A 15,843-nucleotide genomic window follows, 5' to 3' on the forward strand; every position below is an offset into this window, starting at 1 on the left:
AATGCAACATCGTGCTTATATGCCACAATGTGATGCCTTTCACCCTCCATCAACCAAACTCACAATTGATGATCCAACGAATCCCAAACTGATCTTCCACTTTGCCGCAGCGCGTCCCCCAGAACGTATCGGCTAACGGCATCATGATCTTTCCGCGCTCAGCCAATCGATCAAACAAAATCAATTGTTGGTCGAGGTCATCCATCACCAATGACAACGCAATTTGATTGTCGACCAGCTGTTGCGCGGCAATGCCGTCAGACAACATCAATTTCATGTGTTGGGTAATCAACTCAGCATGCATGACCCAATTGGGGTTCACCCCTTCAATGTGTTCGGGAGATTCATGAAAGTAACGTTTGGTCAGCACGTATCCATCGAAACACTGACAGTAAAAATCCAGCGCCTGCTCGCAACGACCAGAAAAAAACAAATAAGGTGTTAGGATAAACATACCCACCTCCATCACTCTTTCTTGAAGCATAGACGATCCCTCAACGCAGCTCCTCATTGCTCCGTGAGATCGCAAGCCGTCGTTGCTGTCATGCCTTGATGACGAATGAAGAGGACGATTCATTTACCGCGGCCAAACGACCGCGACAAAAATGACTTAAACCAGGGTGCTTTCACGCTCACGACGATAGGCGTAAGTTTCTGTAAAACGAGACACGATCCAATCACCGGCGGTAATTACCGGATAGCCCCCCTGCCCCGCTTTCTCTGCCAAGCAAGAGGCTAAGGTGACGATCGGCGTGTCGAAATCAGGTTCGACAAAAAACGGCATCGAAAAACGCGAACGTCCGTGAGTTGGGCTCGCGACTCGGTGCTTGGTTGAACGGTAGATATCATTGGTCCAGCGCTGCATCAAATCGCCAATATTGACCACAAAGCTGCCCGCGATCGGTGGTGCATCCATCCATTCATCTCGTGTGTTCAACACCTGCAAACCACCGCTCGCATCCTGATAGAGCAACGTGATACACCCATAGTCGGTATGCGCTCCAGCACCATTGGTTGCTTGGGTCTGGCTTGGGTAGTGCAACATGCGCAATACCGAGATCGGTAAATTAAAGTGCTGAGTAAAAAAATCTTCCGCTTCATTCAGCGCAATGGCCATCGCTTTGAGAATCCGCAGCCCGACATCGAGAGTCAGCGAATAGTGCTGATTCATCGCCTGCGTAAACCCTGCAATGTTCGGATATTGGTTTGGGCCATAGAGCGTAGGACAACGCGACACTTGAGAATGGTAAGGGGAGAGATCCAACGCCATATCAAACGACTCTTTGCAATCGAGTTCTCCCAGCGGGTCGAGTTTCTCCGCACTTAACCGCCCCCAGCCTCGATGGTTCTGGCTGTTCTCAATCGATATGCGTTGCTTTTCCGTTTCAGGTAAACGGAACAACGTGTCCGCCATCGATTCAATGCCATCAAACTGAGCTTGAGGGATACCGTGCCCCACCACATAGAAAAAACCTAGCTCCCGACACGCTCGGTCGATTTGGTCAATCACGGGTTGCCAATCGTTGCGATTGGCAGAGTGGAGCGGCGAAATATCGATAATCGGCAATGACATACTGTTTCCTTGTTGTCTGGCTTCCGTCATCCACACGGACTGAAGCATCGAGAGTGATGTGAATGGGTTAAGCAAAAAACTGACCAATCAGCCAACTTCTCATCAGCAACCAGAACATAACGTTTTGAGAAATACGACGAGGCCAGCTACGCACCGAAAAGGTACAAACACTATTGGCATTGCACCAATTTGGCAGCGCCGGCATCGCGGTTTCCCCCTGACCTCATAATTCTAAATCGCAGCTATTCACATTTGGTTACATTTCAACCTAAACCAAACTTCATGAATAAATTCAATCATCAAGCCGTACATCACGGTAATTTTCGCTCGGGGAATCGCCCCCGTAGACAATTTATTCCAACTCAAAGCGTCAGCCGCTCGTATCAGTTGATTGTTGGTCGATGTAACGCTGACACACACAAACATCTCACTCTACAACGGATAGCCATTATGAAAACTCATTTACTCAGTTCAGCCAAAACATTGTGTCTTGCCTTGTCACTGCTCGGCGTCTCCTCTTTTGCGCTTGCAGGACATCACCTCGGGGTCAAAGGAACGGATCAGGATATGTCTGGAGGCACCGTGACCGCCAATATGGTCATGGCCGGAGAAAATGGCTGGATGGTCGTGCATCGTACCGATAGCAACATGAAACCGGGCCCTGTCGTCGGCTATGCCCCACTGAAGAAAGGCAACAATCAAAACGTCACCGCTATTTTGACCGAACCGGTGAAATCGGGAGAGATGTTCATGCTGATGCTGCATGGTGAAACTGGTGGCATGAAAACCGGCGTGTTTGAATATACACTCGGCGCCAAAGCTGACGGCCCAGTGAAGGAAAATGGTCAATTGGTCATGGCGGTGGTGACTGCTCAGTGATCTGACGTTGATAAAAATGGGCACACGATGCCCATTTTTATGCCCGCGATAGACAGCGTTCATTCGAACTTGCGCTCAAGCCGCCACGCCGAAAAACATCGTTTTTCTATCATTCAACAAACATCGACACATCAGAGATTGCCGCTGAAATTGACGGCGCCCAAAACGACGAAAGGCTGCTTTGATAAGCAGCCTTTCTAAATCATGGTACCGATGGGCGGACTTGAACCGCCACTCCCGAAGGAAACGGATTTTGAATCCGTCGTGTCTACCAATTTCACCACACCGGCATCTTAGGGTATGTCCCTTTGATGGTTGGCCATTATACGGAAGAAACGGCTTGGCGCAATAACAAAATATTGAAAACTAAATCGTTTGCTGAATATTTCGCCATGACGGCCATTTTCCGTTCACATGACGTCCTCAGCCCTTGTTATTCCTCAACCAATTGCTGCACCACGCAATTGCGGCCCTGCGCTTTGGCACGGTACAACGCCATATCTGCGCGACGAAAAATGGCGGTTTCATTGTCCATCGGTTGATAACACGTCACACCAAGACTGATGGTAAAAGCAGGCAGGCCATCCAACTGCAGCGCTTCCATTTGTGCTCGCAGGGTTTCTGCGAGGGTATACGTCGTGTCGATGTCCTGCATCGGGAGCAAAATCGCGAACTCTTCGCCGCCAAGTCGAAATAAGGTGTCTGTCGCGCGAATGCGTTGTTGCAACTGTTTGACCAATTGTTGCAGCAGTTGATCCCCGACCTGATGGCCGAACTGATCGTTCACCTGTTTGAAGTAATCCACATCCAACACAATCAGGCCAAACGAATAGCCACCGCGCTGCGCCAAACCAAGCTGCATCTCAATTTGTTCGTCCCATTTATGCCGGTTGAAAGCACCAGTCAGTTTGTCCTGAGTTGCCAACGTCAGCAGTTGCTTTTCGATTTGCTCGCGACAGGTAATTTCCTGCGCCAATCGAGACATCACCACTTTGATGTCGTGTTCTAGTTCAGCCAACTCATCGTTGGTCTTCACCTGTTCGGCAACCTCAACCGCGAACGCTTCACCGTGATCCAACGAGGTATTAAGGGTTTTGATCTCACCTTTGATGCGTTGAATGCGCTGTAAAATGGCGCGCACAATGTATACCGTCAGCAATAGCCCGAGCACCACCGCACATAATCCCAACAAAAAGCTGACCAACAAAAAATCTTCCTCGTGCTGCTCAGTGTAGAGCGCATCATTGCTGGTCATGTCCCTGAGTTGTTGCAAAATCGTATTCTCAGCGTGTTCCAACGCTTTCGCCATCGCTTCCATATTCGCACGTTCCGCCTCACTGAGACTCTGGCGATTAAAAACCTGCGCCAGATGCTGTTCAAACACGGCACTTTGCTCGGCGTAGCGTTCGATGGCCCGCATGACGTCTTGATGATCTTGTTCATCGAGCACAATTTTGTGTGAGTGAAGGTTTTCGGCAATCAGCATGACGGCACGATCCAACAAGTTTTTCAGTTTTTGTTGTTGGAAAATCAGTTGTTGATGAGGGGTGCGAGCCTGATGACCGCGTTGGCGTTCAAGTTGAAACTGTTCAAATTGCAGATGTTGTTCGAGTTCGATGAATTCCACCTGGCGCACGATTTGATTCAGCGGAATATCCAGATAAGCGACTTCACGCATCTCCTTTTCAATCCGCTTAATTTTGTAGCTGGAGTAAACGATGACGCATAACAGAAACGACAACAGCAGCACAAACAGACCACCAATCTTCTGTTTGATCGAGGCGTGAGACCAATTAAAGACGGACATGAGAAACCTTGCCATACGATGTGAGAACTCGGTCGATGCCCCTTTGCGCGTGACATTCACAGAGCACCATTCGGCCGAAAAAGAAGCGTTTCATTCTACCCCGCTCGTGGCGTGTGACAAGGTGTCTACCGCCGTATTTTCGACCTTTCTCAGATGCCCCAGCTCGCTCTGTGAATGGGGAAAGTTGACGCCGATTCATGAAGCTGTGCGACAGCTCTCTTTTCAGCATAGCGCTCAGCCGATATGCTTGCCGCCTTTATGGAAGACGAAAGGTTGTTATGAGCACATCAACTCTGCCCCCTGCGGGACTGTTTCGCCGTCTTGGCGCCCTGTTTTATGATTCACTGGTGGTGATGGCTATCTTAATGATTGCTGGCGGTGTGGTGGTGGCCGTGCTGGAAGCACTGGTTGCTGCGGGACTCTTCAACTATGCGCCTTATCAAGATGCCGGCGATCTCCTCACGCGTCATCCAATCTGGAACCCGGTTTACACGCTCTATCTGGCGGCATGCTGGCTTTATTTCTTTGTCTACTTCTGGACGCGTGGCGGACAAACGCTGGGCATGCGTGCTTGGAAGATTGTTGTGCGTAACGCAGATGGTCACCGTATCAGCACGACCCAAGCCCTGATTCGACTGGCAACCTCGCTCTTTGGTTTGGGGAATTTGACTGTGCCACTGGATCCGAAAAAGCGCGCGTTCCAAGACATATGGGCAAAGACAGAAGTCGTGGTGCTCCCGAAAGTGCGTTAACACGCCATCGGCCAAATGGCCACAGACAAAAAAAGGAAGGCCATGCCTTCCTTTTTCGTTTTACAATTTTCGTCTCAGGAGCAACAAGGCAATACTGAGGAACACGATGCTCGGCGCCACGGCACCAAACACCGGTGGAATGCCATACACCAAACTGAGCGGGCCGAAAAATTCACTGGAAATATAGAAGGTAAATCCAGCGATCACCCCAGACAAAATCCGCGCGCCCATGGTCACGCTACGCAACGGACCAAAGATAAACGACAGCGCCATCAGCATCATCACGGCAATCGAAAACGGCTGCGTGATCTTACGCCAAAACGCCAATTCATAACGCGATGCATCTTGCTCGGACGCCTTCAAATAATGCACGTAATCATACAAACCGCTCAGTGCCAGTTCTTCCGGCTTCACTGTCACCACGGCCAACTTGTCCGGCGCCAGTGACGTCTCCCAACGGTATTCTGGCAACGATTGTTTGGTGATCACCACATCATCGTTCATGTCGGTCACTTCCACATCTTTCATCACCCAACTGTTCCCGCCGAGGTAATCGACCTGCTTGGCAAAAATCACATGACGCAGTTGTTTGTGCTCGTCAAACCGCCACATGTTCATGCCGTAAAGACGATTGTCATCAATCTTTCCGATGAAGATAAAGTCGTTGATATCACGCGCCCACACCCCGGTACGCACCGAGAGAATCTTACCGCCAGAAGTGGCAAAGGCACGCAGGTCACGCGCTGCTTTTTGCGCTTGTGGCGCGCCCCACTCCCCGAGCAGCGTGATGATGATCATCAGCGGCACCGCCGTTTTGAGCACCGACAAACCGATGTCTAATTTCGAGAAACCCGCGGCCTGCATAACCACCAGCTCAGAGCTTGCCGCCAACGCACCTAGACCGATCAGCGCGCCCAACAGCGCGGCCATCGGGAAAAACATTTCGATGTCCCGGGGAATACTCAATACCACAAACAGCAAGGCCTGCATCAAATCGTAGGTACCGTCACCCACTTTGCGCAGCTGTTCGACGTATTTAATAATGCCAGACAACCCCACAAACGTGGCCAAAACCAGCATAGTGGTTGCGATAATGGTCCGGCCAATGTACCAGTCAAGAATCTTAAACACGACTTACGCCACCTTTCTCTTCTGTTTTATTTTGTCTTTGAATTTTCTTACCGGAACACTGTCGAGCGTATTGGCAATGATCGCCGCAATCAGCAGGGCCGCATTGATGGGCCACATGCCAACGATGGCCGGAATCGACCCATCTTCCAGTGCCGACTTGGTCGCACTGATGGCCAAAAAGTACGTCAGATAAATCAGGATCGCTGGCCCCATTTTGGCAAAACGCCCCTGACGCGGGTTCACCGCCGACAGCGGCACCACCAGCATGGTCAGCAAAGGAATACACACCACGAGGGAAATACGCCATTGCAATTCGGCTTGCGCACTGCGATCTGCATTCTTGACCAGTTCCAACGTCGGAATCGCTTCCCAGTCACGGCCTTTCTCTTTCACCGCGCGCTGGCCAATCAAGCCTTCATATTCATCAAACTTGGTGACCATGTAGTCGACGCGTGTCGGCACACCTTCATAGCGCGTCCCATTGTACATGGTGATCACTTGGCGACCGTCGCTCAGCTCTTTAACATCGCCCGCATCGGAAAACATCACACTCGGTAAAATGGACTCACGCGGCGTCAACTGGGCAACGAACACATTGCTCAGTTTTTTATTTTCGATGTTGTCGATGAACACCACGGACGAGCCATCGGGTGAGCGCTGGAATTGGCCTTTTTGCAGCAAATCGACGCTGTTTTCCGCCGCCAATTGTTCCATCACCGACTGAACTTTGTCTTGGCTCCATGGCGATAACCACAGGGCGTTGAAACCGGCAAGACAAGACGTAATGATGCCAAGGTACAACGCCGCACGAATCAGAAACTTGTTTCCGATCCCGGTCGCGTTCATCACCGTGATTTCACTTTCCGCGTACAGGCGTCCGAAGGTGAGCAGTATCCCGATGTACAGACTCAAAGGCAGCATTAATAGCCCCATCGCAGGCATGTTCAAACCCACGATAGATAGAATTAAGCGAGCTGGAATTTCGCCATCAGACGCATCGGCCAAAACGCGAATAAATTTTTGGCTCAGAAACACTAAAAACAGCACGAAAAAGATTGCTAATTGACTTTTTAGTGTCTCGCGGATCAAATATCTAACAATAATCACGCTGAAATAACCTATGCAAAACTTGTTTTTTTGATTGAATCACTATAATTTCCCGTTGAACCTTTTATTTTTTAAAATTTCGCTATGTGTTAGAGCGCTTACACAAAGGGTAGATCCGATTAAGGATTCAACAAGTAAGAACGCATTATCTAACATTTAGTTCTATTTGTCTTTAGGATGTAGGAGTACGCATGGAGTTCAGTGTTAAAAGTGGTAGCCCTGAAAAACAACGTAGCGCATGTATCGTTGTCGGAGTCTTTGAACCACGCCGCCTTTCTCCAGTAGCAGAACAGCTAGATAAGATCAGCGACGGCTATATTAGTTCACTGCTTCGCCGCGGTGATCTAGAAGGTAAACCGGGGCAGATGCTACTGCTGCATCAAGTGCCAGGTGTCCTATCTGAGCGCGTATTGTTGGTCGGTTGCGGCAAAGAGCGCGAACTGGGTGAACGTCAATACAAAGAAATCATTCAAAAAACCATCAGCACCCTGAATGAAACAGGTTCGATGGAAGCCGTATGCTTCCTGACTGAACTGCACGTCAAAGGCCGCGACACCTACTGGAAAGTTCGCCAAGCCGTGGAAGCGACCAAAGATGGCCTGTACACCTTTGATCAATTCAAGAGCGTGAAGCCGGAAACCCGTCGTCCGCTACGTAAGCTGGTGTTCAACGTGCCGACTCGTCGTGAACTGAGCCTCGGTGAGCGCGCAATCACTCACGGTCTGGCCATTGCGTCAGGCGTGAAAGCGTGTAAAGACCTTGGCAACATGCCGCCGAACATCGCTAACCCAGCTTACCTAGCGTCTCAGGCTCGTCGCCTGGCTGACGATTACGAAACCATCACCACCAAAATCATCGGTGAAGAAGAGATGGAAAAACTGGGTATGAGTTCATACCTGGCTGTGGGTCGCGGTTCGAAAAACGAATCCATGATGTCGGTGATCGAATACAAAGGCAATCCTGATGCAGACGCCAAACCGATTGTGTTGGTGGGTAAAGGGCTGACCTTCGATTCAGGTGGTATCTCACTCAAACCGGGTGAAGGCATGGATGAGATGAAGTACGACATGTGTGGTGCGGCATCGGTATTCGGTACCATGAAGGCGATCGCGAAACTGAACCTGCCACTCAACATCATTGGTGTACTGGCGGGCTGTGAAAACATGCCGGGCAGCAATGCGTACCGTCCGGGTGACATTCTGACCACCATGTCCGGTCAAACTGTCGAAGTCCTAAACACCGACGCTGAAGGCCGTCTGGTACTGTGTGATGCCCTGACATACGTTGAACGCTTCGAACCAGATTGCGTCGTCGATGTGGCCACATTGACAGGCGCGTGTGTGATTGCACTGGGTCATCACATCAGCGGCGTCATGGCGAATCACAACCCACTGGCGCACGAACTGGTGAACGCCTCTGAACAAGCGAGTGACCGTGCATGGCGTCTTCCGCTAGCAGACGAATACCATGAACAGCTGAAAAGCCCGTTTGCCGATATGGCGAACATCGGTGGCCGTCCTGGCGGTGCGATCACAGCAGGTTGCTTCCTGTCTAAGTTTGCCAAGAAGTACAACTGGGCACACGTTGACATCGCGGGTACCGCGTGGCGTTCTGGCGCAGCCAAAGGCTCGACGGGTCGTCCGGTCTCGATGCTTGTCCAATTCCTGCTCAACCGCAGTGGCCAAGAGACCGAGGAATAAACCTCATCCATGAAAAGGGCCGCAAGGCCCTTTTTTGTTTTTCCCAGTTCACCCCACAAGGAGACACGGTTCACCATGGCCACCGCTACGTTTTACATCGTTCGACCCGACTCGCCGCAAGCCACGGCAGCCGGTTTTGAAGCGTATGTTGTGTTTCTGGCTCAGCACTTTGCTCGTCAGGGGGCAAAAGTGTATTTACAGTGCGCGACGCAACAGCACGCTGAACAGATTGCAGAGCGATTCTGGCAAGTCGAAGCCAAAGACTTTCTGGGCCATAATCTGGTGGGGGAAGGGCCGAAATACGGCACCAATATTGAAATTGGCCATGTGGGGGTGAAACCCTCTTGGAACCGACAGCTGGCAATAAATTTGGCCGATAATCATACAACCTTTGCGAAGGCCTTCGCAGAGGTGGTAGACTTCGTCCCCAACGAAGAAAATGCGAAACAGCGGTCTCGCGAGCGTTATAAGTTGTACCGTCAGGCGGGTTATCAACTGCAAACCATCGAGATCCATTATCCGTAGCGGTTCATCCTTATAGTTAAGCTCTCTTTGCAAGAGAACTCACTTATAGCGATTGACCGAATTAACCATCAAAGTATCCATTAAAGAGCACTATGGAAAAGACATACAACCCAACATCCATCGAACAAGATCTGTATAAGACTTGGGAAGAGAAAGGCTACTTTAAGCCTCACGGTGACACATCAAAAGACGCGTACAGCATCATGATTCCGCCACCGAACGTCACTGGTAGCCTGCACATGGGTCACGCCTTCCAAGACACCATTATGGATACCTTGATCCGTTGCCAACGTATGAAAGGTAAAAATACGCTGTGGCAAGTGGGTACGGACCATGCGGGTATCGCAACTCAGATGGTTGTTGAGCGTAAGATCGCTGCCGAAGAAGGCAAAACCAAACACGATTACGGTCGTGATGCGTTCATCGACAAAATCTGGGAATGGAAAAACGAATCCGGTGGCACCATCACCAAACAGTTGCGTCGCCTAGGTGCGTCTGTCGACTGGGACCGTGAGCGCTTCACCATGGATGACGGCTTCTACAAAGCGGTTCAGGAAGTGTTCGTTCGTCTGTACAAAGACGACCTGATCTACCGCGGCAAACGCCTGGTCAACTGGGATCCAAAACTGCACACCGCAATTTCGGATCTGGAAGTTGAAAACAAAGATGTGAAAGGCCACATGTGGCACTTCCGCTACCCGCTGGCTGATGGCGTGAAAACGGCTGAAGGCAAAGACTACATCGTGGTCGCCACCACACGTCCTGAAACCATGCTGGGCGATACCGGTGTTGCGGTTAACCCAGAAGATCCGCGTTACAAAGATCTGATCGGTAAAGAAATCATTCTGCCGCTTGTGGATCGTCGCATTCCTATCGTGGGCGATGAGCACGCGGACATGGAAAAAGGCACCGGCTGTGTGAAAATCACACCAGCGCACGACTTCAACGACTACGAAGTCGGTAAGCGTCACCAGCTCCCCATGATCAACATTCTGACTTTCGATGCGAACATTCGTGATGCAGCCGAAGTCTTCAACTCAAACGGCGAAGCCAGCACCGCTTACGGCACTGAGATTCCTGCGAAATACCAAGGCATGGAGCGTTTTGCTGCGCGTAAAGCGATCGTGGCAGAATTCGACGAACTGGGTCTGCTGGAAGAAATTAAAGATCACGACCTGACCGTGCCTTACGGCGACCGAGGCGGCGTGGTGATCGAACCGATGCTGACGGACCAATGGTACGTGCGGGCAGGCATTCTGGCAAAACCAGCGGTTGAAGCGGTTGAAAACGGCGACATTCAATTCGTACCGAAGCAATACGAAAACATGTACTTCTCTTGGATGCGTGACATTCAAGACTGGTGTATCTCGCGTCAGCTGTGGTGGGGTCACCGCATTCCGGCGTGGTACGACGCACAAGGCAATGTTTATGTTGGCCGCAACGAAGACGAAGTGCGCGCAGACAACAACATTCCTGCGGATGTGGCACTGAGCCAAGACGAAGACGTACTGGATACTTGGTTCTCTTCTGCATTGTGAACCTTTGGTACACTGGGCTGGCCAGAGAAAACAGACGCGCTGAAAGTCTTCCACCCATCCGAAGTGTTGGTGACCGGTTTTGACATCATCTTCTTCTGGGTTGCCCGTATGATCATGATGACCATGCACTTCATCAAAGATGAAGACGGCAAACCACAAGTGCCATTCAAAACCGTGTACGTAACGGGTCTGATCCGTGACGAAAACGGCGACAAGATGTCGAAATCGAAAGGCAACGTGCTGGATCCGATCGACATGATCGACGGCATCGATCTTGAGTCACTGGTGACCAAGCGCACGGGCAACATGATGCAGCCGCAACTGGCAGCGAAGATCGAGAAAAACACACGTAAAACGTTTGAAAACGGTATCGAACCTTACGGTACTGACGCACTGCGCTTTACGCTGGCCGCAATGGCATCAACTGGCCGCGATATCAACTGGGATATGAAGCGTCTGGAAGGTTACCGTAACTTCTGTAACAAACTGTGGAACGCAAGCCGTTACGTCATGATGAATACAGAAGAGCAGGACTGTGGCTTTGGCGCAGGTGCTGAGCTGGACTACTCGCTGGCAGACAAATGGATCGAATCTCAGTTTGAACTGGCTGCCAAAGCGTTCAACGAGCACATCGACAACTACCGTCTGGATATGGCCGCGAACACGCTGTACGAGTTCATCTGGAACCAGTTCTGTGACTGGTACCTAGAGCTGACAAAACCCGTACTGTGGAAAGGCAGTGAAGCGCAGCAACGCGCAACCCGTCGCACCCTGATCACCGTATTGGAAAAAACGCTACGTCTGGCTCACCCAGTTCTGCCATACATCACTGAAACCATCTGGCAAAGCATCAAGCCACTGGTTGACGGTGTGGAAGGCGATACCATCATGCTGCAGGCGCTGCCTCAGTTTGATGCGGCGAACTTCCACCAAGACGCGCTGGATGATATCGAGTGGGTGAAAACCTTCATCACCGCGATTCGTAACCTGCGTGCCGAGTACGACATCAACCCAGGTAAACCACTGGATGTGATGCTCAAAGCCGCAAGTGACAGCGATGCTGCGCGTCTGGAAGCGAACAAACAAGTGTTGATGTCTTTGGCGAAACTGGAAAACGTTCGCGTACTGACTGCCGGTGAAGAAACACCCGCGTGCGCAACAGCACTGGTTGGCAAATCTGAACTGATGATCCCAATGGCGGGTCTGATCGACAAAGACGCTGAGCTGGCACGTCTGGCAAAAGAAATTGCCAAAACCGAAGGTGAAGTGAAACGCATCGAAGGCAAACTGAGCAACGAAGGCTTTGTTGCAAAAGCGCCAGAAGCGGTCATCGCCAAAGAGCGTGAAAAGCTAGACGGTTACAAAGAAACCTTGGTGAAACTGGCTGAGCAGCAAGCGACCATCGCGGCGCTGTAAAACAGACCTTCACCCAAGCAAAAGGCAGCGAACTCGCTGCCTTTTTTATTGCCTTGCGTTGACGCTGTAGACACGCGCAGGTCAGACAATACGATTCTGCTGGCGACCTTCAACAAACGCCTGAATGTTGTCGATCAGAATATGGGCTAACTGCTGAATCGCAGAATCACTGCCCCACGCCACATGTGGCGTCAGCAGCAAATTGGGTAAGTCCATGTTGGCAACCAACGGATTGGTGATGTCTGCGGGCTCCTGAGTGAACACATCCACCCCTGCCCCGGCAATCTGGCGTCTTTTCAACGCATCCACCAGCGCCACTTCATCCACTAAACCGCCGCGCCCCGCGTTGATCAGCAGCGCGTTCGGTTTCATCTGCGCCAGCTCCGCTTCACCAATCAGATGGTGTGTGGCTTCCGTTAACGGACAATGCAGCGTCAGCACATCGGCCTGTTGCAACACTTGCTCGAACGGCGTGTAGCCTGCGCGGCAAGTCGACACACCTTTGTGTTCCGCAAACAGCACCGTCATGCCCAGCGCTTTCGCCAGTGTCGCGGTGCCTTGTCCCAACGTGCCGCCACCGACCACGCCCAGCGTGCTGCCTGCGATATCGCCAATCGGATGGGTAAAGAAACAGAACTGCTTGTTGCGTTGCCATTCACCTGCGGCAATATCGTGGTGATAGCCCATTAGATTTCGGCGCAGAGCAAACATCATCGCGACCACATGTTCAGGCACCGATTGGGTCGCATATCCCTGCACGTTGCACACCGCAATGTGGTGGGCGCGGCAATAGTCGATATCCACGTTGTTGAACCCCGTGGCAGACACCGCAATTAAGCGCACTTTCGGCAATTGCGCCAAGACCGCAGCGCTCAGCACCACTTTATTGGTGATCACGATTTCTGCCTCTTGTAGGCGCTCGACCACCTGCTCCGGCGCGGTGAAATCAAACTCTTGCCAGCGATGGGAAAACGTCAGTGCAGGCACATGAATGTGGCGGGGAATCGTTGCGCGATCGAGGAATACAACAGTGGGTAAAGCCATAATTTCTCCTTTGCCTACCCACTGCCATCAATGACACATGATCGATTAAGGACGGGGTAGTTTTTTATAATCCGGCAATTTTCGCTCAGGATCGAAATGCTGCAATATCTCTTCCTGCGCTTCGGGATAGAAGTCACACGGAACAAAGATCGAACGTAACCAATGACTGCGAGGATGATAAAAGCTCAGCTCCGCGGCATGCAACGCCAGTCGATCAGTAAAATCGATCGCTTCTTGCGGCGCGTAAAACTCATCGCCGACAATCGGATGCCCGAGAGCCTGCATGTGCACGCGCAGTTGGTGTGACCGGCCAGTAACCGGCAGCAGGCGCACCACGGTGGTGTGCGCTTCACGTTTGACGACCTGAAACAATGTCTGCGATGGTTTCCCTGTTTCATGACAAACCATCTGTTTCGGGCGATTTGGCCAATCGCAAATCAGCGGCAAATCGATCTCGCCTTCATCCTGCGCCATCACACCCCACACGCGAGCGTAATAAATTTTATGCGTCAGACGATATTGGAACTGTTTCTTGAGCGCCGCTTCCATGTACTTGTCTTTGGCAAACAGCATCAGCCCCGAAGTTGACATGTCCAAACGGTGCACCACTTGAATCTCCGGGTATTGCGCTTGCAGGCGGCTCCACATGCTATCGTGGTGTTCCGCCAGACGGCCCGGCACGGAAAGTAAACCGGACGGTTTGTTTACCGCCAGAATGTAGTCATCCTCAAAGACCACATCAATCCACGGATCCGTTGGTGGGTGGTACTCGGTCATTGCCATAAATTTCTCTCGCAAACGCGCTGATAATAAAAAACGGCGCATTATATACCCAACATCACCTCTGAATCACGCCTTGGTGTCGCGCCTGCCGCGGCGCCCCCGCCATCATAGCGCCACTTCACGCTTGATGCTGCCCTTTCATGACGTGAACAAAAAGTTACGCCGAAGTTGTAAGTATAAATTGACACTAACAATCAGTGTGATATTGATGAAGGGTATTGACAAAAAAATCAGCCAATCCCACGCAGGACAAGGCAAATCATAAATACAATCAAACACAACATAACAATTCATAAGGAACAAGAATGGAAAACGCCGTCCCTTATTCATCCGAACAACGGCTCTCTTTACCTCAACTGCTTCGATCTTTGGGTCCGGGCATCATGATGGCTGCTGCTGCCGTTGGCGGCTCTCATCTGGTGGCTTCGACCAAAGCGGGGGCCATTTATGGCTGGCAACTCGCGATCCTCATTCTGCTGGTCAACCTGTTTAAATACCCCTTTTTCAAAGCAGGCGTTCAGTACACCATGGGCACAGGCGACAGCTTGGTCGAAGGTTACGCCAAAATGGGCAAACCTTACCTGTGGATCTTTGCGGTTCTGGCGGTGTTCTCCGGCATCGTCAACACCGCAGCGCTGCTGATGTTCAGTGCCAGCTTGCTGAGTTACTTCATTCCGTTTGAGCTGTCGTTGCCGGTGTTGTCTGGCATCGTGCTCGCCACCTGCCTCATCATTCTGTTTGCCGGTCACTACCGCGCGCTGGATACGCTGTCAAAGGTGATCATGGCGGTCTTGACCATCGCGACGCTGCTGGCCGTGGTGATTGCTGCCGCTAACCCCGCACCCGCGACCGTCGTTGCCGAAGCGCCATCGCCGTGGACACTGGCGGCCATCGGCTTCTTGGTGGTGACCATGGGCTGGATGCCAGCCCCGATTGAGATTTCATCTCTCACGTCTGTGTGGCTGAAAAGTCAATGTCGTCACCAACGCGTCACACCGCAATCGGCGCTGTTTGACTTCAATGTCGGCTACATTGGCACCGCGATTCTGGCGATTGTCTTCCTCGCACTGGGCGCGTTGGTGTTGCATGGCAGCGGTGTCGAACTGTCGAAATCTGGTGTGGGCTTCTCGCATCAGTTGGTCGGTTTGTATGCCTCCACCATCGGAGAGTGGTCACGCTACCTGATTGCGGTGATCGCGTTCTTCTGTATTTTCGGCAGTACCATTACGGTGATTGATGGCTACTCACGCGTGATTGCCGAATCGCAGCGTCTGCTGAAAGAGCAGCCAGAGCAGAGCCCGAAAGTGTTGCAAGGCTGGATGATTCTGGTCTCGGCGGCGGCCCTGGCGATCATCATGTTCTTCGCGTCAGCGCTGATGCCGCTGCTCAACTTTGCGATGATCATGGCGTTCATGACCACGCCCGTATTTGCCTTGCTGAACTACATTTTGGTGACGCGCACGGAGCTGCCGCAAGAGCTGAAAGTGGGTCCGAAGCTCAAAGCGCTGTCGATTCTCGGCCTGATTTACCTATTTGGGTTTTTAGCGCTGTTCATCTGGTGGCAGTGGTTGATGTAATCGCTAGCTCA

Annotated in this window: 12 protein-coding genes, 1 tRNA gene and 1 pseudogene; 6 read left to right on the plus strand and 8 right to left on the minus strand. The window is 51.5% G+C overall.

The window, feature by feature from the left end; genetic code table 11:
* Positions 1–49 precede the first annotated feature (49 nt).
* Both ACS18Q_RS12745 and ACS18Q_RS12750 read right to left on the minus strand, forming a co-directional pair.
* Positions 50–454 carry a VOC family protein gene (locus ACS18Q_RS12745; protein ID WP_055465798.1) on the minus strand — a complete coding sequence of 135 codons (405 nt, stop codon included), beginning with the start codon at positions 452–454 and terminating at the stop codon, positions 50–52.
* Positions 455–610: 156 nt separating this feature from the next.
* Positions 611–1,573, minus strand: coding sequence for an isopenicillin N synthase family dioxygenase (locus ACS18Q_RS12750; protein WP_441257139.1), 963 nt, complete (start codon positions 1,571–1,573; stop codon positions 611–613).
* 450 nt (positions 1,574–2,023) lie between these two features.
* Here ACS18Q_RS12750 and ACS18Q_RS12755 point away from each other — a divergent pair, with 450 nt between their 5' ends.
* A complete protein-coding gene (locus tag ACS18Q_RS12755) occupies positions 2,024–2,452 on the plus strand; it encodes a DUF7282 domain-containing protein (protein ID WP_004728691.1) in 429 nt (142 codons plus the stop codon).
* Positions 2,453–2,657: 205 nt separating this feature from the next.
* Here the strand turns inward: ACS18Q_RS12755 and ACS18Q_RS12760 are convergent.
* Positions 2,658–2,742, minus strand: a tRNA-Leu gene (locus ACS18Q_RS12760).
* Positions 2,743–2,885: 143 nt separating this feature from the next.
* Complete coding sequence (locus ACS18Q_RS12765; RefSeq protein WP_441257140.1) at positions 2,886–4,259, minus strand: GGDEF domain-containing protein; 1,374 nt, start codon at positions 4,257–4,259, stop codon at positions 2,886–2,888.
* A gap of 278 nt (positions 4,260–4,537) precedes the next feature.
* Here ACS18Q_RS12765 and ACS18Q_RS12770 point away from each other — a divergent pair, with 278 nt between their 5' ends.
* Positions 4,538–5,011 carry an RDD family protein gene (locus ACS18Q_RS12770; RefSeq protein WP_441257141.1) on the plus strand — a complete coding sequence of 158 codons (474 nt, stop codon included), beginning with the start codon at positions 4,538–4,540 and terminating at the stop codon, positions 5,009–5,011.
* Positions 5,012–5,071: 60 nt separating this feature from the next.
* On the opposite strand, the gene lptG is transcribed toward ACS18Q_RS12770, so the two are convergent.
* On the minus strand, positions 5,072–6,142 hold the full coding sequence (lptG, locus tag ACS18Q_RS12775) for an LPS export ABC transporter permease LptG (protein ID WP_004728688.1): 1,071 nt from the start codon (positions 6,140–6,142) through the stop codon (positions 5,072–5,074).
* Between the two features lie 3 nt (positions 6,143–6,145).
* Positions 6,146–7,249 (minus strand): LPS export ABC transporter permease LptF, encoded by a 1,104-nt coding sequence (gene lptF / locus ACS18Q_RS12780; protein WP_014204393.1) that lies wholly within the window; start codon positions 7,247–7,249, stop codon positions 6,146–6,148.
* A gap of 191 nt (positions 7,250–7,440) precedes the next feature.
* On the opposite strand from lptF, the gene pepA reads away from it, so the two are divergent.
* The 3 genes and pseudogenes from pepA to ACS18Q_RS12795 all read left to right on the plus strand — a co-directional run bounded on the left by pepA (position 7,441) and on the right by ACS18Q_RS12795 (position 12,428).
* The gene (gene pepA, locus ACS18Q_RS12785; protein ID WP_004728686.1) at positions 7,441–8,949 is read left to right on the plus strand and encodes a leucyl aminopeptidase; all 1,509 of its coding nucleotides are present in this window, start codon (positions 7,441–7,443) and stop codon (positions 8,947–8,949) included.
* Between the two features lie 75 nt (positions 8,950–9,024).
* On the plus strand, positions 9,025–9,474 hold the full coding sequence (locus tag ACS18Q_RS12790) for a DNA polymerase III subunit chi (RefSeq protein WP_154180433.1): 450 nt from the start codon (positions 9,025–9,027) through the stop codon (positions 9,472–9,474).
* A gap of 92 nt (positions 9,475–9,566) precedes the next feature.
* Positions 9,567–12,428: pseudogene (locus ACS18Q_RS12795) on the plus strand (valine--tRNA ligase).
* 81 nt (positions 12,429–12,509) lie between these two features.
* Here ACS18Q_RS12795 and ACS18Q_RS12800 read toward each other — a convergent pair.
* Both ACS18Q_RS12800 and ACS18Q_RS12805 read right to left on the minus strand, forming a co-directional pair.
* A complete protein-coding gene (locus tag ACS18Q_RS12800) occupies positions 12,510–13,472 on the minus strand; it encodes a D-2-hydroxyacid dehydrogenase (protein ID WP_441257142.1) in 963 nt (320 codons plus the stop codon).
* A 45-nt stretch (positions 13,473–13,517) separates the two neighbouring features.
* A complete protein-coding gene (locus ACS18Q_RS12805; protein ID WP_206981736.1) occupies positions 13,518–14,255 on the minus strand; it encodes an RluA family pseudouridine synthase in 738 nt (245 codons plus the stop codon).
* Positions 14,256–14,560: 305 nt separating this feature from the next.
* On the opposite strand from ACS18Q_RS12805, the gene ACS18Q_RS12810 reads away from it, so the two are divergent.
* The gene (locus tag ACS18Q_RS12810; RefSeq protein WP_004728681.1) at positions 14,561–15,832 is read left to right on the plus strand and encodes an Nramp family divalent metal transporter; all 1,272 of its coding nucleotides are present in this window, start codon (positions 14,561–14,563) and stop codon (positions 15,830–15,832) included.
* Positions 15,833–15,843 lie beyond the last annotated feature (11 nt).

It is taken from the genome of Vibrio sp. Vf1514 (assembly GCF_052076135.1).
Lineage (GTDB): Bacteria > Pseudomonadota > Gammaproteobacteria > Enterobacterales > Vibrionaceae > Vibrio > Vibrio furnissii.

Bases quoted from the DNA above. Each gene is read 5' to 3' on its own strand.
- ACS18Q_RS12745 (WP_055465798.1), bottom strand. From the start codon at position 454: ATGTTTATCCTAACACCTTATTTGTTTTTTTCTGGTCGTTGCGAGCAG.
- ACS18Q_RS12750 (WP_441257139.1), bottom strand. From the start codon at position 1,573: ATGTCATTGCCGATTATCGATATTTCGCCGCTCCACTCTGCCAATCGC.
- ACS18Q_RS12755 (WP_004728691.1), top strand. From the start codon at position 2,024: ATGAAAACTCATTTACTCAGTTCAGCCAAAACATTGTGTCTTGCCTTG.
- ACS18Q_RS12765 (WP_441257140.1), bottom strand. From the start codon at position 4,259: ATGTCCGTCTTTAATTGGTCTCACGCCTCGATCAAACAGAAGATTGGT.
- ACS18Q_RS12770 (WP_441257141.1), top strand. From the start codon at position 4,538: ATGAGCACATCAACTCTGCCCCCTGCGGGACTGTTTCGCCGTCTTGGC.
- pepA (WP_004728686.1), top strand. From the start codon at position 7,441: ATGGAGTTCAGTGTTAAAAGTGGTAGCCCTGAAAAACAACGTAGCGCA.
- ACS18Q_RS12790 (WP_154180433.1), top strand. From the start codon at position 9,025: ATGGCCACCGCTACGTTTTACATCGTTCGACCCGACTCGCCGCAAGCC.
- ACS18Q_RS12800 (WP_441257142.1), bottom strand. From the start codon at position 13,472: ATGGCTTTACCCACTGTTGTATTCCTCGATCGCGCAACGATTCCCCGC.
- ACS18Q_RS12805 (WP_206981736.1), bottom strand. From the start codon at position 14,255: ATGGCAATGACCGAGTACCACCCACCAACGGATCCGTGGATTGATGTG.
- ACS18Q_RS12810 (WP_004728681.1), top strand. From the start codon at position 14,561: ATGGAAAACGCCGTCCCTTATTCATCCGAACAACGGCTCTCTTTACCT.